The sequence below is a fragment of the Streptomyces sp. NPDC047072 genome (genome assembly GCF_040643855.1).
Lineage (GTDB): Bacteria > Actinomycetota > Actinomycetes > Streptomycetales > Streptomycetaceae > Streptomyces.
On the sequence record NZ_JBEYVC010000207.1, the window covers coordinates 1 to 18635 of the forward strand.

The 18635-nt window shown below is 72.4% G+C and carries 13 protein-coding genes and 2 pseudogenes; 9 read left to right on the forward strand and 6 right to left on the reverse strand.

Going from position 1 to position 18635, the window contains the following annotated elements:
* Positions 1-266 (forward strand): IMP dehydrogenase (locus ABZ896_RS46260; RefSeq protein ID WP_360943188.1); only part of this gene is annotated, 266 nt, incomplete at its 5' end.
* Between the two features lie 117 nt (positions 267-383).
* On the forward strand, positions 384-1508 hold the full coding sequence (locus ABZ896_RS46265; RefSeq protein WP_020135750.1) for a GuaB3 family IMP dehydrogenase-related protein: 1125 nt from the start codon (positions 384-386) through the stop codon (positions 1506-1508).
* A 655-nt stretch (positions 1509-2163) separates the two neighbouring features.
* Here the strand turns inward: ABZ896_RS46265 and ABZ896_RS46270 are convergent.
* Complete coding sequence (locus ABZ896_RS46270; RefSeq protein ID WP_360943192.1) at positions 2164-3381, reverse strand: nucleotide sugar dehydrogenase; 1218 nt, start codon at positions 3379-3381, stop codon at positions 2164-2166.
* 285 nt (positions 3382-3666) lie between these two features.
* On the opposite strand from ABZ896_RS46270, the gene ABZ896_RS46275 reads away from it, so the two are divergent.
* Positions 3667-5373 carry a glycerol-3-phosphate dehydrogenase/oxidase gene (locus tag ABZ896_RS46275; protein WP_360943195.1) on the forward strand — a complete coding sequence of 569 codons (1707 nt, stop codon included), beginning with the start codon at positions 3667-3669 and terminating at the stop codon, positions 5371-5373.
* A gap of 79 nt (positions 5374-5452) precedes the next feature.
* Here the strand turns inward: ABZ896_RS46275 and ABZ896_RS46280 are convergent, their stop codons facing one another.
* Positions 5453-6499, reverse strand: a complete 1047-nt coding sequence (locus tag ABZ896_RS46280) for a serine hydrolase domain-containing protein (protein WP_360943198.1) — start codon at positions 6497-6499, stop codon at positions 5453-5455.
* Positions 6500-6850: 351 nt separating this feature from the next.
* On the opposite strand from ABZ896_RS46280, the gene ABZ896_RS46285 reads away from it, so the two are divergent.
* A complete protein-coding gene (locus ABZ896_RS46285) occupies positions 6851-8941 on the forward strand; it encodes a serine/threonine-protein kinase (RefSeq protein ID WP_360943201.1) in 2091 nt (696 codons plus the stop codon).
* Between the two features lie 174 nt (positions 8942-9115).
* Positions 9116-10597, forward strand: a pseudogene (locus ABZ896_RS46290) (protein kinase); the annotation flags it as partial.
* Positions 10598-11171: 574 nt separating this feature from the next.
* Here ABZ896_RS46290 and ABZ896_RS46295 read toward each other — a convergent pair.
* The 4 genes and pseudogenes from ABZ896_RS46295 to ABZ896_RS46310 form a co-directional block, all read right to left on the reverse strand.
* A pseudogene (locus ABZ896_RS46295) lies at positions 11172-11642 on the reverse strand (branched-chain amino acid ABC transporter substrate-binding protein); the annotation flags it as partial.
* A gap of 12 nt (positions 11643-11654) precedes the next feature.
* Positions 11655-12524 (reverse strand): branched-chain amino acid ABC transporter permease, encoded by an 870-nt coding sequence (locus tag ABZ896_RS46300; RefSeq protein WP_360943204.1) that lies wholly within the window; start codon positions 12522-12524, stop codon positions 11655-11657.
* Positions 12525-12673: 149 nt separating this feature from the next.
* Positions 12674-14026, reverse strand: a complete 1353-nt coding sequence (locus ABZ896_RS46305) for an FAD-dependent oxidoreductase (RefSeq protein ID WP_360943207.1) — start codon at positions 14024-14026, stop codon at positions 12674-12676.
* Between the two features lie 102 nt (positions 14027-14128).
* Entirely contained in the window at positions 14129-15205 is a 1077-nt protein-coding gene (locus ABZ896_RS46310; protein ID WP_360943210.1) for an NAD(P)-dependent alcohol dehydrogenase, read from the reverse strand.
* Positions 15206-15266: 61 nt separating this feature from the next.
* Between ABZ896_RS46310 and ABZ896_RS46315 the strand changes: the two genes are divergently transcribed.
* The 4 genes from ABZ896_RS46315 (at position 15267) to ABZ896_RS46330 (ending at position 18470) form a co-directional block, all read left to right on the forward strand.
* Positions 15267-16061 carry an SDR family NAD(P)-dependent oxidoreductase gene (locus ABZ896_RS46315; RefSeq protein WP_360943213.1) on the forward strand — a complete coding sequence of 265 codons (795 nt, stop codon included), beginning with the start codon at positions 15267-15269 and terminating at the stop codon, positions 16059-16061.
* Between the two features lie 26 nt (positions 16062-16087).
* Entirely contained in the window at positions 16088-17221 is a 1134-nt protein-coding gene (locus ABZ896_RS46320; protein WP_360943216.1) for an acyl-CoA dehydrogenase family protein, read from the forward strand.
* Between the two features lie 104 nt (positions 17222-17325).
* On the forward strand, positions 17326-18114 hold the full coding sequence (locus ABZ896_RS46325; protein ID WP_360943219.1) for an enoyl-CoA hydratase/isomerase family protein: 789 nt from the start codon (positions 17326-17328) through the stop codon (positions 18112-18114).
* Positions 18099-18470 (forward strand): OB-fold domain-containing protein, encoded by a 372-nt coding sequence (locus ABZ896_RS46330; protein ID WP_360943222.1) that lies wholly within the window; start codon positions 18099-18101, stop codon positions 18468-18470. The genes ABZ896_RS46325 and ABZ896_RS46330 overlap by 16 nt, the downstream gene beginning before the upstream one ends.
* Positions 18471-18635 lie beyond the last annotated feature (165 nt).

The window sequence follows — 18635 nt, forward strand, 5'->3', positions numbered from 1 at the left end:
GCTACTTCCAGGCCGAGGTCGGCTCCGACGACGAGCATCAGCCCGAGGGCATCGAGGGCCAGGTGCCCTACCGCGGCCCGCTCTCCAGCGTCCTGCACCAGCTCGTCGGCGGCCTGCGCCAGACCATGGGCTACGTGGGCGCGGCCACCATCGACGAGATGGAGTCCAAGGGCCGCTTCGTGCGGATCACCTCGGCGGGGCTCAAGGAGTCGCACCCGCACGACATCCAGATGACGGTCGAGGCGCCGAACTACAGCCGTAAGTGAGCCTTTGCTGAAGCCACGCGCGCGTGAGGGCGGCCCCGGGAGCATCCGGGGCCGCCCTTGTCGTACCCGTCGGGGATACTGGAAGGCGCTGCAACGCATCAGGGAAAGGCCACACACGTGACTGAGATCGAGATCGGGCGCGGCAAGCGCGGCCGCCGGGCGTACGCCTTCGACGACATCGCCGTCGTCCCCAGCCGTCGTACGCGCGACCCGAAGGAGGTCTCGATCGCCTGGCAGATCGACGCCTACCGCTTCGAGCTGCCCTTCCTGGCCGCCCCCATGGACTCGGTCGTCTCCCCGGCCACCGCGATCCGCATCGGCGAGCTCGGCGGCCTCGGCGTGCTGAACCTCGAAGGCCTGTGGACGCGGCACGAGGACCCGCAGCCGCTGCTCGACGAGATCGTCGGCCTCGACTCCGAGACGGCCACTCGCCGCCTCCAGGAGATCTACTCCGCCCCCATCAAGGAGGAGCTGATCGGCGCGCGCATCAAGGAGGTGCGCGACTCCGGCGTGGTCACCGCTGCGGCACTCTCCCCGCAGCGCACGGCGCAGTTCTCCAAGGCCGTCGTGGACGCGGGCGTGGACATCTTCGTCATCCGCGGGACCACGGTCTCGGCGGAGCACGTCTCCGGTTCGCACGAGCCGCTGAACCTGAAGCAGTTCATCTACGAGCTCGATGTCCCGGTGATCGTCGGCGGCTGCGCGACCTACACCGCGGCCCTGCACCTGATGCGCACCGGCGCGGCGGGCGTCCTGGTCGGCTTCGGCGGCGGCGCGGCGCACACGACCCGTAACGTGCTCGGAATCCAGGTGCCCATGGCGACCGCCGTGGCCGATGTCGCCGCGGCCCGCCGTGACTACATGGACGAGTCCGGCGGCCGGTACGTGCACGTCATCGCGGACGGCGGTGTCGGCTGGTCCGGCGACCTCCCCAAGGCGATCGCCTGCGGCGCGGACGCCGTGATGATGGGCTCCCCGCTGGCCCGTGCCACGGACGGGCCCGGTCGCGGCCACCACTGGGGCATGGAGGCCGTCAACGAGGAGCTGCCGCGTGGCAAGAAGGTCGACCTCGGCACGGTCGGCACGATCGAGGAGGTCCTCACGGGCCCGTCGCACATCCCGGACGGCTCGATGAACTTCTTCGGCGCGCTGAAGCGGGCGATGGCGACCACCGGGTACAGCGAGCTGAAGGAGTTCCAGCGCGTCGAGGTGACGGTGGCGGACTCGCAGCACAAGCGGTAGCGGTAGGGCTTACGGCGGCTTGAGGCCGGTCGTCCCGGGTGGGGTGGCCGGCCTTTTGCGTGCCCGAAAGGGCTGGTGGGGGCGCGTTTGGCGGGGTGGGGGCGTGCGGTTGCGTTCGGGGCGAATGTGGGCCGAACGGGCGTAGTGGGGCGGTAGTGTCCTTGATCGGCGACCCGCTGTCTGGGGCGCCCCCTTCCAAGGAGCACGTATCCGGACCCGATTGCCCGGGGCCCGGCCCGGAGCTCCAATGGACCGCCCCACCGGGATAACGGGCGGCGTCATGGAAGGGGGCGTGCCCATGGGCCGTCACCGCAAGCCCACTCGCTGGGATCGGCTCCGTCTTCGGATGGTGCAATGCCGGAGGAGGTGGGTATTGCGGATCTTTGGCTGGTAAGCGGCCGCCCCCACGTCAGCTAGGGGCGGACACTCGTAATCCAGCCAGGAGCCTGCCGCAGTTCCCTCTGCGGTGGGCTCCACCTTGTTGGTGTGATGGCGAGCGGCCGTCCCCAGAGAGCCTAGGGGCGGACACTCCCTGATCCATCCACGAGCCTGCCGCAGTGACCGCTGCGACCGACCCCACCTGTCTCCGTAAGGTACCCGCGCCGCGCCCCCCATGCCACCGCCCCCGGAGCCCGCCGCACCCACGCGCCCCCCTTCACAACCGATGCGCCGCCCCCGTGGGCGTGGCCCCGCGCGTGTCCAGCAGCAGCTGGGCCTTCACCGACAAGCCCTGGAGGTCGTACGTGCGGTGCTGCTGGAGCAGGATCGTCAGGTCCGCGTCGGCCGCCGCCTCGTAGAGGGAGTCCGCGCGCGGGACCGGGCGGTCCAGGACGCTCCAGGACGGGACGTGGGGGTCGTGGTAGCTGACGGAGGCGCCGAGTTCCATCAGGCGTACGGCGACCTCCTGGGCCGGGGTGGCCTGCTGGTCGGCGAGGTCGGGCTTGTAGGTGACGCCGAGCAGGAGGACGCGGGCGGCGCGGGCCGACTTGCCGTGCTCGTTGAGGAGGGCGGCGGCGCGCTGGACGACGTAGCGCGGCATCTGGTCGTTGACCTGACGGGCGAGTTCGACCATGCGCAGGGAGCGGCCGCCGCCGGGGCTGCCGGCGGTCAGGTCGCGGGGGATCGCGTGGCCGCCGACGCCGGGGCCCGGGCGGAACGCCTGGAAGCCGAACGGCTTGGTCTCCGCGCAGCGGATGACGTCCCAGAGGTCGACGCCGAGGTCGTGGCAGAGGACGGCCATCTCGTTGACCAGCGCGATGTTGACGTGCCGGAAGTTGGTCTCCAGGAGCTGGACCGTCTCCGCCTCGCGCGGGCCACGCGCGCGTACCACCTTGTCGGTGAGGCGCGAGTAGAAGGCGGCCGCCGACTCCGTGCACGCGGGCGTGAGGCCGCCGATCACCTTGGGGGTGTTGGCGGGCGTGAAATCGCGGTTGCCGGGGTCCACGCGGGTGGGCGAGTACGCGAGGTGGAAGTCGCGGCCCGCGCGCAGGTGTGAGCCCTCTTCGAGGATCGGGCGCAGGAGTTCCTCCGTGGTGCCGGGGGGCACCGGGGACTCCAGGATGACCGTGGTGTGCGGGCGCAGGTGCGCGGCCAGAGTGCGGGCGGCCGTCTCGACCTGGCTGAGGTCCAGGCCGCCGTCCGGGCCCGCCGGGGTGGGCGCGCAGATGACCGCCGTACGGACGCGGCCGAGTTCGGCGGGGCCGGTGGCCGTCCGGAAGCCCCCCGAGAGCATCCGGCGCAGTTCGGCGGGGCTGAGGGAGCCGGGTTCGGGGCCCGTGCGGTAGCCGACCGTGGGGATGCCCGCGGCGACGGCGGCCTGGGCCAGCGGCAGTCCGTAGGGGCCGAGTCCGATGACGGCGAGATCTGCGGGCATGGCGTGGGCCGTCCTTCCCAGTAGCCGGAGCGGGACAGGTGCGCAAGCCCTGTGGACTGGACGGGCGAGCGCAATGTCAGACTAGGAGTAAATATGACCGAAATACGGGATTGATTCCGTGTGTCTCTCCGCGGAGTTGTGAGGCCACATGGCTTGTGGGGTACGCGAGCGTGAAAGTTATCCACAGGCTGAGGGCGACTGGTGGCCGAAGTCGGGCAAGCCGGTCAGAATTTGGGCACGGGTGGACATGCGTGAGACCGGTGCGGACGACAGCGGGAGGCAGTGGTGAGGACAGCGACCCTGGGACCGGCGCAGCGCGCCGAGTCGCTAGCAGCGATGGCCGAGCGGGAACTGGACGTGCTGGTGGTGGGGGCCGGGGTGGTCGGCGCGGGCACCGCGCTGGACGCGGTGACCCGGGGCCTGTCCGTGGGTCTGGTCGAGGCGCGTGACTGGGCGTCGGGCACCTCCAGCCGCTCCAGCAAGCTGATCCACGGCGGCCTGCGCTATCTGGAGATGCTCGACTTCGCCCTCGTACGCGAGGCGTTGAAGGAGCGCGGGCTGCTCCTGGAGCGGCTCGCCCCGCACCTCGTGAAGCCCGTGGCCTTCCTGTACCCCTTGCAGCACAAGGGCTGGGAGCGGCTGTACGCCGGCTCGGGCGTCGCGCTCTACGACGCGATGTCGATGGCGCGCGGACATGGGCGGGGACTGCCCACGCACCGTCACCTGAGCCACCGTCACGCCCTGCGTGTGGCGCCCGCGTTGCGGAAGGACGCGCTGGTCGGGGCGCTTCAGTACTACGACGCCCAGATGGACGACGCCCGCTTCGTGGCCACCCTCGTGCGCACCGCGGCCGCGTACGGCGCCAAGGCGGCCAACCGCGCGCGGGTGACCGGGTTCCTGCGTGAGGGCGAGCGGGTGGTCGGGGCCCGGGTGCAGGACGTCGAGGCGGGCGGGGAGTACGAGATCCGCGCCAAGCAGGTCGTCAACGCCACCGGGGTGTGGACCGACGACACCCAGGCGATGGTCGGCGAGCGCGGGCAGTTCCACGTCCGCGCCTCCAAGGGCATCCACCTCGTCGTGCCCAAGGACCGCATCAACTCCTCGACCGGGCTGATCCTGCGCACCGAGAAGTCCGTGCTGTTCGTCATCCCCTGGGGCCGGCACTGGATCATCGGGACCACCGACACCGACTGGGACCTCGACAAGGCGCACCCGGCGGCCTCCAGCGCGGACATCGACTACCTCCTTGAGCATGTGAACTCCGTGCTCGCGGTGCCGCTGACGCGCGACGACGTGCAGGGCGTGTACGCGGGCCTCAGGCCCCTGCTCGCCGGGGAGTCCGACGCCACCAGCAAGCTCTCGCGCGAGCACACCGTGGCGCACCCGGTGCCGGGGCTCGTCGTGGTGGCGGGCGGCAAGTACACGACGTACCGGGTGATGGCCAAGGACGCCGTCGACGAAGCGGTGCACGGACTGGACGTGCGGGTCGCCGAGTGCGTCACGGAGGACGTGCCGCTGCTCGGCGCCGAGGGGTACCGGGCGCTGTGGAACGCGCGGGCGCGGATCGCGGCGCGTACCGGGCTCCATGTCGTCCGTGTCGAGCATCTGCTGAATCGGTACGGCGCCCTTGCGGAGGAGGTCCTCGACCTCATCGCCTCCGACGCCACGCTGGGCGAGCCGCTCAAGGCCGCCGACGACTATCTGCGCGCCGAGATCGTGTACGCCGCCTCCCACGAGGGCGCGCGGCATCTGGACGACGTGCTGACCCGCCGCACCCGGATCTCCATCGAGACCTTCGACCGTGGCGTGCGGTCCGCCCGCGAGGCCGCCGAGCTGATGGCGCCGGTGCTGGGCTGGGACAAGGACCAGATCGAGCGCGAGGTCGAGCACTACGAGAAGCGGGTGGAGGCGGAGCGGGAGTCGCAGCGGCAGCCGGACGATCTGACCGCGGACGCGGCGCGGTTGGGGGCGCCGGACATCGTGCCGTTGTAGGCCGGTGGGAGGGGACCGCGCCGCGGCTTCACTCGAACGAGTGTCGTGAACCGGGATCTTCGTTCGGAACCCGGTCGTTCTACGGGGTGCGGGGGCAGAACTCGGCGGCGAGCAGGGCCGGTTCGAGGCCGGGATCTGTGACCGCCGTCGTGTTCACGCGGAAGGTGAGGACCCGCCGACCGCCGACCGTGGCCGCGGTGCGCACGTAGCTTCCGGCGATCCGGCCGTCGTGCCCCCACACCGTCGTGCCGCACGGCAGTTTCACCGGGAACAGCCCCATGCCGTACAGGCCGTGTGCGGTGCGGGTGTCCGTCATCTCGTGCAGCCAGTACGGGGACAGCAACCGCCCGCCGAGCAGCGCCGCGTAGAAGCGGTTCAGGTCGGCGAGCGTGGTCACCAGCTCGCCCGCGGCCCCGGCCACCCGCGGGTCGAGTGCGGTGACATCGGTTCCGTCGGCCGTGTAGGCGCGGCCGTGCGGAGAGGGGAGAGCGGTGCGGGAACCGGGGAAGGAGGTGCCGGTCAGGCCCAGCGGAGCGATGATGCGGCGCGCGGCCTCGGTGACGTACGAGCGGCCGGTGACCTGCTCGACGACCATGCCGAGGACCACGTAGTTGGTGTTCGAGTAGGAGTAGCGGCCCGGGCCGGGTGAGGGGTGGGTGAGTGCGAGGCGGACGGCCTGACGAGGAGAGAGGGGGATCAGGCCCTTGGTGTCCGAGGTGAAGTCGGGCAGACCGCTGGTGTGGGTGAGCAGTTCGCGCAGGGTGAGGGTGCGGCCGTCGTTGCCCTGTGCTCCGCGCAGCAGACCGGGCAGATGCCGCTCCACGGTGTCGGACAGCTTCAGCCGGTGCTCGGCGGCCAGTTGGAGGACGAGGACCGCGATGAAGGTCTTGGTGATGCTGCCGGCACGGAAGTGGTCGGCGGGGGTGATTCCGGGTCCGGCGGAGGCGTAGTGGGTGCGGGTGCCCTCCTGGGCGAGCAGGGCGGCGGCCGGGGCGCCACCCCGAGTGACGAGGAGGGGAAGAACGGTGTCCGCGGGTGCCCGCCACTGCGCCGAGAGGGCCGCCGGCGCGAGGGCGAGCAGCATCAGGCAGACGAGAACGGCCGGCAGGGTCCGAAGCGGCGACAACAGGAATCCTCTCTGGTCGCGGCCCATCATGCAGGGCGGCGGGGGAGGACTCGCGGAGGGAGATGGGAGGAGTTGGGGGAGGCCGGGGCTTGGAGAGTCAGGGGGTTACTCGAGAAGGGCACGACCAGCCTCCACACGGCCGCACCGGACAACACACCTCAAACAGCCGTCCCGGAACACCTGAACGACTTCCGTGCATCCGGCATATGCGTCGAGGTGAGGAGGGGTGTCACCGGGACGCCGGTTGACGGGGGGACCGGCCTGCGCGGCGCAGCCACCCCCTGGGCGCCGGGCACTTGTCGGGTGAGGGACAATGGAGGCTCTGTCAGGGCGGGTTGCATGAGGGGACGCATGTCGGAGGCTGAGCGGGCGGGGGCATCCCGGCAGGGCGAGAGCGAGCGTCTCCTCGCCGGGCGGTACCGGCTGGGAGGAGTTCTCGGCCGCGGCGGCATGGGCACGGTGTGGCGGGCCGAGGACGAGACCCTGGGCCGGACGGTCGCGGTCAAGGAGCTGCGGTTCCCGTCCAGTATCGACGAGGACGAGAAGCGCCGGCTGATCACGCGCACGCTGCGTGAGGCCAAGGCGATCGCGCGGATCCGCAACAACAGCGCGGTGACCGTGTTCGACGTGGTCGACGAGGACGACCGGCCGTGGATCGTGATGGAGCTGGTCGAGGGCAAGTCGCTCGCCGAGGCCATCCGGGAGGACGGCCTGCTGGAGCCGAAGCGGGCGGCCGAGGTCGGCCTCGCGATACTCGACGTGCTCCGGTCCGCGCACCGCGAGGGCATCCTGCACCGGGACGTGAAGCCGTCCAACGTGCTGATCTCCGAGGACGGCCGGGTCGTGCTGACCGACTTCGGTATCGCGCAGGTCGAGGGCGACCCGTCCATCACCTCCACCGGCATGCTCGTCGGCGCCCCCTCCTACATCTCCCCGGAGCGGGCCCGCGGGCACAAGCCGGGGCCGGCGGCCGACCTGTGGTCGCTCGGCGGGTTGCTGTACGCGGCGGTCGAGGGCGCGCCCCCGTACGACAAGGGGTCGGCGATCGCGACGCTCACGGCGGTGATGACCGAGCCGCTGGAGGAGCCGAAGAACGCGGGGCCGTTGAAGGACGTCATCTACGGCCTGCTCACCAAGGACCCGGAGCAGCGGCTCGACGACTCGGGTGCGCGGGCGATGCTCAACGCCGTGATCCACGCGCCCGAGCCGAAGGAGATCGAGCCGGCGTCGGACGCGACGCGGGTGGTGCCGTTGCCGGCGCAGCCCGAGGAGCGGGCCGGCGGAGGCAAGCGGAGCGAGGAGGGCGGGGAGCGGCTGCGCGGGGCGTTCCGTTCGGTGCGCAAGGCGGCCGGGGCGGCTGCGGCGTCCGCGACCGCGGCCCGTACCAAGTCGGGGGGCGGTTCTACGGGTTCGGCGGGGAGCGCCGGTTCGGAGGGCGCGGGGGTGCCGGCCCAGGCGGCGTCCGTCGAGCAGGGTTCCCGGGGCGGGGGGACGGCGAAGGGGGCGGCCGGGGCGTCCGCTGCGGCCTCCTCGGGCGCGGGCTCGTCGAGTGCGGCCTCCTCCGGTGGTGCGTCCGCTGTTCGGGACGGGAAGACGCAGCAGGCCAACGCGGTCTCGGGCGGCCGGAGTTCGGGGTGGCCGGTGATGACGCCGCCGCCGGACATCGAGCCGCGGCCGGTGCCGCGGGCGCCGCTGACCGACGTGGTGCCGAAGCGGACGCTGGTGATCATCGCGGTGGTCGTCGTGGTGGCGGTGCTCGGTGTGGTCCTGGCGCTCACGCTCGGCGGGGACGACAAGGGCGATGACGGGGCGGCGAAGAGCGGCGGGACCAAGGTCACGGCGGGGGCGAGTGCGAGCGCCAGTGCCGAGACCAAGGAGGACGAGAGCGGCGGCACCAAGACCGATGGGGGCAGCTCCGCGTCCGCCTCCTCTTCCTCGGAATCAGGCTCCGGGAGTTCGGCGAGCGCCGAGGAGAGCGGGTCGGCCTCGGACGGCTCCACCGGGGACAACGCCGCGGCCTCGACGTACCAGGGCAATCAGGGGTACTCGATCGGGCTGCCGGACGGATGGCGGTACAGCTCCAGCGATGCCGCGGGCGACCGGTTCACCGGGCCGGACGGGCAGAAGCTGCTCGTCGCCTGGACGTCCACGCCGAAGGGCGACCCGGTGGCGGACTGGAAGAACCAGGAGCGGTCGATGACGCGTTCCGGGTACGAGCGGATCCGAATAGCCTCGGTGAGCTACCGCGGCTGGAACACGGCCGACTGGGAGTTCACCTACGTCTCGGGCGGCACGAAGTACCGGACGATCGACCGGGGGTTCGTCGTCAACGGCCATCTGGGATATGCGCTGATGTACACCGCGAAAGCCGCGAACTGGGACACCGCGCTGCGCGGCAACACATGGCAGACGCTCGCTCAAACCTTCGAACCGAAGTCGTGACGGGCCTTGCGGCGCACGGTCCTGTGTTTGGACCGTGAGATCTGGCATCCCCTCTTTGCGGGTTGCCTCCGGCACGTATCGTGAGTGCTTGCGGACCGTACGCATCCGGGAATGGATAGGGAACGGGCCGAGAGGCGAACGGAATTGACCAACCGGGCGGCCGGGGGAGGCACAGTGGACGACTACGCGGGTCGGGTGCTCGCCGACCGCTACCGCCTGCCGCTGCCGCCGTCCGACGAGTACGAACTCACCGAGACCCGCGCCTTCGACACGTACAGCGGGCAGGAAGTCTGGGTCCGGCAGGTGCCGTTGCCCGAGGTCGTCGAGGCGGAGGTGCTCGACGCGGAGGGGCTGCCCGACGGGTTCACGGCGCGTGACCCTCGCGGGGCGCGGCGTCCCGCGGCGCGGGGTGGGGCGCGCAGGCCCACGGATCCCGCGGTGCTGCGGGCGGTCGAGGCCGCGCAGGCCGCCGCCCGGATACCCGACCACCCCCGGCTCGACCAGGTCTTCGACGTGTTCGCCGAGGGCGGTTCGCTGTGGATCGTCAGTGAGTGGGTGGCGGCGCGGCCGCTGTCGGCGCTGCTGGCGGAGAAGCCGTTGACGCCGTACCGGGCGGCCGAGGTCGCCTCCGACGTCCTCATGGCGCTGCGGGTGCTGCATGCGCACGGCTGGGTGCACCGCAACATCACCGTGCGCACGGTGATGGTCTGCGACGACGGCCGGGTGATGCTGACCGGCCTCGCGGTCGGCGCGGCGGAGGAGGCACTGTGCGGCTACGACCCGGTGCCGGCGGAGGACGCGGAATGGGGCGTCGAGGGCGGGGAGTTCGGGGCTGGGGGGCCTGACGGTGGGCGGCCGGGGGCGGGTGCGGGTGCCTTCGGCGGGAACGGCGAGGTCTTCGGAGCTCGCGGAGTGCCGGGCGCGGGTACGGGTGCGGCCGGTGCGGTGGGGGCCAACGGGGCGTCGAATGCGGGTGTTGTGGGGCCCGGTGGGGTGCCGGGTGCGGGTGTCGTCGGGACTGGCGGAGTGCCGGGGGCCGGTGTCGTCGGGGTTGGTGGCGTGCCGGGGGCCGGGGCGCTCGGTGCGGTGGGGCTGAGTGGGGCCGATGCCGAGGCCGCGCGTCGGGCCGCGATCGAGGCGCGGGCGGCCGGGGGGCTGCCGGGGGCCGGGGCGGAGACGGCGAACGGCGCGGGAGCGGGCGCCGGTGCCGGGGCCGGTGGTGCGTCGGCCGCGCTGGTGCGCAGGGATTCCGACGGCAGTACGGACATCAGGGCGGCGCGGGCCGGGGCGATCGCCGCGTATCGCGAGGGCGCGCGGGCCGCGGCCCGGGTCCAGGAGGCCCAGCAGCGCAGCCGGACGGCCCTGCCCGGAGCACGCCCGGCACCGGAGGGCGGGACCGGCCGGGTCGGCGGCCCGACCCAGCCGTACCCGACGGCGAACGGTGCGCAGCAGCTGCCGCCGGGGCGAGTGGCCGACGCCAACGGGGTACAGAACTTGGTGCCGGGGCAGGCGGGGGACCCTTACGGGGCTCAGCAGTTGCCGTCGGGGCAGGCTGGCGCGCCCGGTGCCGGGCAGCACACGCCGTCCGGTCAGATAGCGGATCCTTATGGTGTGCGGCCCGCCTCTCCGTGGCACGGTGCTGCCCCGCGACCCGGGGTCGGTGACGCGGGGCGTCTGGGCCAGGACGGCGCGGCTCTGCCGTATGCCGCGGACGGCGACAGTCAGACCTCGCTGCCCGGTGGGCGGCGCGTGGCCCCGGGGCCGGGGGGCGACCCGCTGAGTGGTCATGGCGCGCAGGGCGCGTTCGGCGTGGACACCACCTCCGGTGCGGGTCTTGTGAACCCCGGAGTCGGCCAGGGCGTACCCGCCCCGCACGGCATGGACGGCTTCCAGGGAACCGGCCCGATCGCCCCCGCCCAGGCCGTCCCCGGCGCCCGAGGGCCGGTCGTCCCGGGCGCTGGCGTCCCGGGCTCAACCGCTCTTGGCGCAGGTGCCCCTGGCCCAACCGCCCCTGGCCCAACCGCTCCCGGCACAGGCACCCCCGGCCCAACCGCCCCCGGCGCCGGCGCCCATGGCGGTGCCTATCGTGCGGGCGGTGTGCCACAGGCTCCCGTCGGCGCCCAGGGTGGTCCCGGCACCGCCCCGACGCGGCGGCGGGCACGGCCAGCGCGAGGACGGCGGCGGCGGCCCCCACCGCCAGGTACTGGGCCTCGGCGCCACCGCCCGGAACCGTGCCCAGGCCGAGGGCGCTGCGCAGTTGGAGCACCGGTACGCCCTGGTCGCCGCCGGTCACGCTGCTCCAGCGGTTGATCAGCTCCAGGGTCACCATGGTGAAGGCGAGGGTCAGCAGGGCGATGTAGAGGACCGAGAAGCGGGCGCCCGCGTACCCCAGGAAGGCGCCGAGGACGGCCCCGGTGGCGACGGCGCCGAGGACGACGGCCTCCAGGGGCCAGTCGTGGCCGCTGCCGTACGCCGCGAAGTAGGCGCCGATGGCGAAGAACGCGGGGTGGCCCACCGACCAGATGCCGGACCAGCCGGCGAGCAGGCCGACCGCGAGCACGACGATCGTGTACACGGCCGCGAGTCCCACCGAGTACATCTGGTACGCGGGGATCGCGCCGGAGGCCATGAACACCATGAGCACCGCGCCGGCGGCCGGGCCCACGGCGGCCCGCGCCAGGAGGGAACGGTTGAAGACCATGGATGCGACCCCTCAGACCCGTTGGAAGGTGCGGGTGCCGAACAGGCCCTGCGGACGGATCAGCAGGACCAGCACGGTGAACGAGAACACGAAGGTGTCCCGGAAGCTCGCGGAGACGTAGTTCGCCGCCAGGTTGTCCAGGACGCCGATGGTCAGCCCGCCCAGAACCGCGCCGTACATGCTGGTCAGACCGCCCAGGAAGATCCCGGCGAAGGCCCGGAACAAAGGCGCGACGAGCGCGGTGGGGACCAGGCCGGACCGCGGAGCGTACAGACAGGCGGCGAGCGCGGCCAGGCCCAGCCCGAGTGCCCAGGAGATCCTGGCCAGGCGCTGGGCGCCGAGCCCGACCACGCGGGCGGTGTCGGCGGACTCGGCCACGGCGCGCATGGCCGAGCCGAGCGTGGTGCGGGAGAAGAGATAGCCGACCAGGGCCATGGCCACGGCGGCGACGGCGATCGTCAGCAGGCTCTGGACCGGCACCGCGGCGCCCGACCAGCGCACCGTGCCGTCGACCAGGTTGGGGAAGGACTTCGGCTGGTCGCCCCAGACCGAACCGGCCGTGCTCTCCGCGATCAGGGACACGCCCATCGTCACGACCAGTGCCGAGAACAACTGCCCCTGTCCCAGCGGCCGGATCACCGCCTCCCGCACCAGCAGACCGGCCGCCACGGTGATCGCGACGGCGGCCAGGACGCCCAGCACCATGGCCACCCCGCGGTCGTGGAGCGAGACCGCCGCGTACAGGCCCAGGATGGCCAGCGACGCCATCGCGAAGTTCACGACGTCCGTGGCCCGGTAGATGATGACCAGCCCCAGACCCATGAGGCCGTACACGGCTCCACTGGCCACTCCGCTGACCAGGACAAGCAGGAACTGGCTCACAGTCCCTCCTTCGACGGGTGCGTTGTCTTGAACGGTTCGGTCACCATGACCTCAGTCAAAGTGAACTCACTTCAGTAAGCTAGGCAGTGCGAAGCCGGGTGGGCAATACACGTGCACGGCATTTGTGTCCTACGGCCGTCCGGCGGGACTCAGCCCACGACCGCCGCCGGTGTTTCGGTGAGCGCGGTCCGTGCCGCCGCCAGGCCGAACACCAGGGCCGGGGCGAGTCCGCCCGCGTAGGCGCGCCGGTATAGTCCGCCCGCGTCCGCACCGGCCGCGAGCAGGCCGGGCACCGGGCTCTTTGTCGCGTCGGACAGGACGTGCCCGGCGGAGTCGATGAGCAGGCCGCCGAAGGCGAAGGTGATCGCCGGTGCGGCCTCGACGACGTAGAAGGGCGGCTCGTCGAGGGGGAGCCGGTCGTGGCGGCGGCCGGGTGTGAGGGTGTCGTTCGTGCCCGCCGCGGCGTTGTACTCCTCGATGCGGTCGCGGATCACGGCGCCGGGGTAGCCCCACTCCTCGGGCATCGACGCGAAGTCCTCCAGGCTGTCCGCCACCGCGGCGCGGGCGCCGGCCCGGTGGCAGAGCTGGAACTTGTCCACGCCGGGGATGCCCGCCACGTACGAGGCGCTGATCCACTCCCGGTGCACCCGCGCGTCGGCGACCAACAGGCCCCGGGCCTCGGGCCGTTCGAGCAGCGCCATGGTGCTCAGGTGGTCGCCGAGCGTCTCGTCGACGAAGCGCTCGCCCGTCGTGTCGAACAGCAGGGCGTGCTCGCTGTAGTAGAGCGCCAGGTCGACGAAGCGCGCCGGGTCGGCCAGCGAGACGCCCGCGGGCATCAGATGGCCGTAGAAGCCGGCGTCCTTCCCGCCGAACGCCGCGCCCGCCGTACGGCCGAGCGCGAGTCCGTCGCCCCGGCTGTGCGGGTTGGCGCGCAGCGCGATGTCCGCGGCCTGCGGATGGACATGCGCGGCGCGCAGCTCCGGATCCCCCTGGAAGCCGCCGGTCGCCAGCAGGGTCCAGGTCGCCTCGATCCGGCGCGCGGACCCGTCCGGCAGCAGGCAGTCCGCGCCGGTGACCCTGCCGTTCTCCGTCAGGAGAGCGCGGGTCCAGGTGGCGGTCAGCACCTCCTGGCCCCTATCGCGCAGCAGTCGCTCGCAGGCATCGAGGTAGTGGTTGGTGTCGACCTGATGCCCACGGCCGAAGCCCAGGACGGGCACGGGAGGTCGGCACTCCACCCCGAGCGACCGGATCCAGGCCACGCCGTCGTCGAACCCGTCCACCAAAGCGGCGGCCAGGTCCGGGTCGCCGTCCGGGTTGACCCGGCGCATCTCCTCGAAGGTGGGGGCCGTCCAGACGAAACCGGCGAAGCGTGCGGAGCCGCCGGTGCGTTCCGCCTTCTCCACCAGCACCACCGTGCCGCCCTCGGCGGCCACCCGGGCGGCGGCCGAGAGTCCGGCCATGCCGCCGCCTATCACCAGCAGATCCACAGTCTCCGCATCCATAGCGGGTCCCACCGCCTTCGTGTCGCCGAGCGGTACAAGACGCTAATTGAACTCACTTCTGGAGTCGAGAGGGGTGACGGGACGGGTGTGACCCAACGGGATTCAGCCGCATCGGTCCGGAACGAGAATCGCCCGCCCCCGCACGTCGCCGGAGCGGAGCCGCGCGATCGCCTCCGCCGCATCCGCCAACGGAAACGGCTCGGTTCCGGCCTTCAGGACGCCCGCGCGGGCCAGGGAGACGACCGCGTCGAGCTCGGGCAGGGTCCCCCAGAACGGCAGCGAGATCCGCGCGCCGGGAGGAAGCGCACCCGGCTTGCGCACGGTCAGCTCCCCGCCGCCGCTGCCCACCACGGCCAGCTCCCCGCCGGCCCGCAGCACGCCGACCGCAGGCTCCAGACTGGACGCGCCGCCGACGAAGTCGAGCACGGCCGCCGCCCCGACACCGCCCGTCCGCCCCCGCAGGACGGCCGCCGTGTCGGCCCGCAGCAGCGTGCCGAAGTGCGCGCCGCAGGCGTGGGCCAGCGCGAGCGCCTCCTCGCGCACGTCCACGGCCAGCACCTGTGCCGTCGTCGTGGCGCGCAGGATCTGGACGGCCAGATGCCCCAGCCCGCCGATCCCGAGGACGACCACGCTCGCGCCCTCGCCCAGCGCGGGCAGGACGGTGGCGACGGCGTGGTACGCGGTGAGCCCGGCGTCCGACAGCGGCGCCGCTTGGTCCGCCGCGAGGTCGCCCACCGGGACCAGCAGTCGGCCGGACGGCACGAGCATCAGGTCGGCCATCCCGCCGTCGCGCCCGAGGCCCGCGCCCATGCCGACGCGGGCCCCGTCCAGGGCCGTGCGCCGGTCGCAGTAGTTGCCCGCCCCGGCCGCGCAGCGGGCGCACTCGCCGCACCCCCAGGGGCCGTACACGACCACCCGCTCACCGACCGCCGGGCCCACGGCCAGCGGACCGCGCTCCAGCACCCGCCCCGCGACCTCATGCCCGAGCGTGAACGGAATCCGGTACGGAAGGTCGCCCGGCCGCGCGTCGATCACGTGCAGATCCGAGCGGCAGACACCGGCCGCCTCCACGCGGATCAGGACCTCTTCGGCCACCGGAACGGGCCGTGGCACCTCGGTGAGGACCGGTGGGCCGCCCCAGCGGGTCAGCCGGAACGCTCGCGTCTGGTCTGTTGACATACGCCGGAGAGTAACAAAAATGAAGTCAGTTCAGTATCGGACGGTGGGGTGGTGATCGTGCGTGAGCGATGGACCCGGAAGGCGCTTCGACGGGCAGGTCGCCCTGGTCACCGGCGCGGGATCCGGCATCGGTGCGGCGGTCGCCCGGCGGCTCGCGGTGCTGGGAGCCGAGGTGTTCGCCGTGGACGTGGACGGCCCGGCGGCGAGGGGTGTCGCGCAGGAGTGGGAGCGAGGACATGCGCTGACGGCGGACGTGTCCGAGTCCGCACAGGTGGATCAGGCTTTCGAAGAGGTCGTACGACGTCTCGGGCGGCTCGACGTCGTGGTGCACGCCGCCGGGGTCGACGACCCCGCGGCCAAGGAGTGGATCGCCGAAGCCCTGGTCGCGGACCGGCCGCCGGAGGTGACGGGACGGCTCGGCGACGACGCCTGGCGGCGGGTGACGCGGGTCAACCTGGACGGCACCTTCCATGTTCTACGGGCCGCACTGCGGGTCATGGCGCCCCGCCGCTCCGGTGCCGTCGTCACGGTCGGGTCGTCCTCGGCGTTCGACGCCCAGGCGGGCTACCCGCACTACGCGGCGTCCAAGGCCGGTGCGCACGCGCTGAGCCAGTCCGTGGCCAAGGAGGCGATCGCGTTCGGCGTCCGCGTCAACACGGTGGCACCGGGACCGACCGACACCGGCATGGCGGCGCGCACGCCTGCGGCACTCCGGCGCGGATTCGCCGATCCCCGGGTCCGGCCGTACGCCACGCCGGAGGAGATCGCCGACATCGCCGTGTTCCTGGCGAGCGAGGACGCCGCGAATCTCGTCGGGGCGGTGCTGTTGGCGAACGGCGGGCGGTTCACCGTCTGAGTGGGGACCGACTGAAGGAGGTTTGCGTGTTTCGTCTCGACTGCGATCCCGCGCTGTTGCTGGAGACCGAGGAGCGACGTCAACTGCGCTCTGTTCTGAGGGACTTGTTCGCCGAGGCCTGTGGGGGCGAGGAGGTACGCGAACAGGCCGAGAGCCCCCGTGGGTACGACCCCGTCCTCTGGGACCGTCTCGCCCGCGAGATCGGGGTGCAGGGACTTGCCGTGCCGGAGGAGTACGGCGGTGGCGGCTACACCTACGCCGAACTCGCCGTGGCGCTGGAAGAGGCCGGGCGGGTGCTGTGTCCCGTACCGCTGCTGACCACCGTGGTGCTCGCCGGCCACACTCTGCTGGCGAGCGGCGACCGGCACGCGCGCGCACGCTGGCTGCCGGGGATCGCCGCCGGTGCGATCACGGCGACGGTCGTGGGATGCGCGCACCCGGGAGATGTGACGGCCGAGCGTGGCCCCCTGGGCTGGGTGCTGCGCGGAGAAGCCGACTTCGTGCCCGACGGAGAAGGCGCCGACCTGCTCCTGGTCGCGGCCCGCGCCCCGGACGGGCGGCGACTGTTCGCCGTAGAACCGGACTCCGCCACCACCGACCGCTTCGCGCGACGGGTCCTCGACCCCACCCGCCGACAGGCACTCGTCCGCTTCAGGGGAGCACCCGCCGAACCGGTCGGCGAACCGGCGGAAGCGACAGGGACCGTCGACGCCGCGCTCGACGCCGGGCGGGTGGCGCTGGCCGCCGAGCATGTCGGAGGCAGTGCCCACGCCCTGGACGCCCTGCTCGCCTATGTGTCGCAGCGCAGTCAGTTCGGGCGGCCCATCGGCTCGTTCCAGGCGGTCAAGCACCGGCTGGCCGACCTTCTCGTCGAGGTCGAGGGGGCGCGGTCGGCATCCGCGTACGCCAGTGCCTGCCTGGCCGAGGGTGCGCCGGAACTGCCCGTGGCCGCGCGTGCCGCCGCGGTCTTTTGTGCCGGCGCGTACCGGCTCGCGACCGCCGAATACGTGCAGCTTCACGGGGGGATCGGCTTCACCTGGGAGCACCCGGCCCATCGGTATCTGCGCCGGGCGCGGGCCGACGAGGCGCTGTTCGGGACGGCGGACGACCACCGGCTGCGCCTGGCCGGTCTGCTCGGCCTCACCGGCCACAGCGACTGATCTTCCACGGGCCGTGAGAAACGGCCGCCGCCCTCCGGTCCATTGACAGGGGCATCCGACCGCCCACAGAATCGAACTCAATTCAGTTCAGTTTGGAGGAGCTCATGGCAGTCGAGGACGAGATCCAGTTCGAGCGGGACGGGCATGTGGCGCGGGTCTGGCTGAACCGCCCGCACAAGAAGAACTGCGTGACCGTGCCGATCCTGAACCGGCTGGACGAGATCATCACCGAGGTCGACGCGGATCCCGAACTGCGCGTGCTGATCCTGCGCGGGCGCGGCAACACCTTCTGCTCCGGGTTCGACCTGGACAGCCTCAAGGCCGACTTCGTCGGCAGGTCCAACGCGATCGACGTCGCCGTGCTCTCCGCGAAGGTCTGCGACCGGCTGTACTCGATGCGGACGCCGTCGATCGCCGTGCTCGAAGGCCATGTCACCGCGGGCGGCTTCGAGTTGATGATCTCCTGCGACTTCGCGATCGCCGCGGACGACGCCCTGATCGGCGACTTCCACATCCGCCGCGCGCTGTTCGGCGGAGCCGGACCGATCTACCGCGTGCCCCGCATGATCGGCGTGCGCAAGACCAAGGAGCTGATGCTCACCGGCAAGCTGCTCACCGGCGTCGAGGCCGCCGAGTTCGACCTCATCAACGCCTCGGCGCCGGCCGACAAACTCGACGCCACCGTCGAGGAGTTCGCCGACCAGCTCGTCGACAAGAGCCCGTTCACCATGTGGATCACCAAGATGACCATCGACCGCAGCCTCGACGCCGACATCCAGTCGCTGATGGTCATGGAGCACCTCGCGGTCGGCGTGATGCTCAACTCCGAGGACGCGGCGGAGGGTGTGTCGGCGTTCCTGGAGAAGCGGGAGCCGCAGTGGAAGGGCCGCTGAGCGCGGTACCGGAGACCGGGAGCCGGCTGCGTGGCTCCCGGTGCGCCGACTGCGCGGTGGCCGTCTACCCCGCCGACCCGACGTGCCCGCGCTGCGGAGGACCGGCCGAACCGGTCGCGCTCTGCGGTACGGGCACGCTGTGGACGTGGACCGTACAGCGGTACGCGCCGAAGTCGCCGCCGTACGTCCCGCCCGCCGCCGGGTTCACGCCGTTCGTCGTCGGCTACGTCGAACTGGCGGACGGCGTCAGGGTGTTGGCCGCCCTGGACCTCCGTCCCGAGGACGCGGAGATCGGCATGCGGGTGACCCTGCGGGCCGGCGAGGGCGTGCCCAGGGCCATGGGAGCCGCCGTATGAGCGGAGAGGACGTGCTCGTCTGCGGCGCCGGGATCACCTCCTTCGCGCGCACGGAGGCGAGCGGTCGACTGGGTGCGGTGGCGGTGAGTACGGCGAAGGAGTCGCCGAGCGCTTCGTCGAGGCGGGTGCGTCGTCCGCCGGGGCTCACCCACGGTTGCGGGCAGT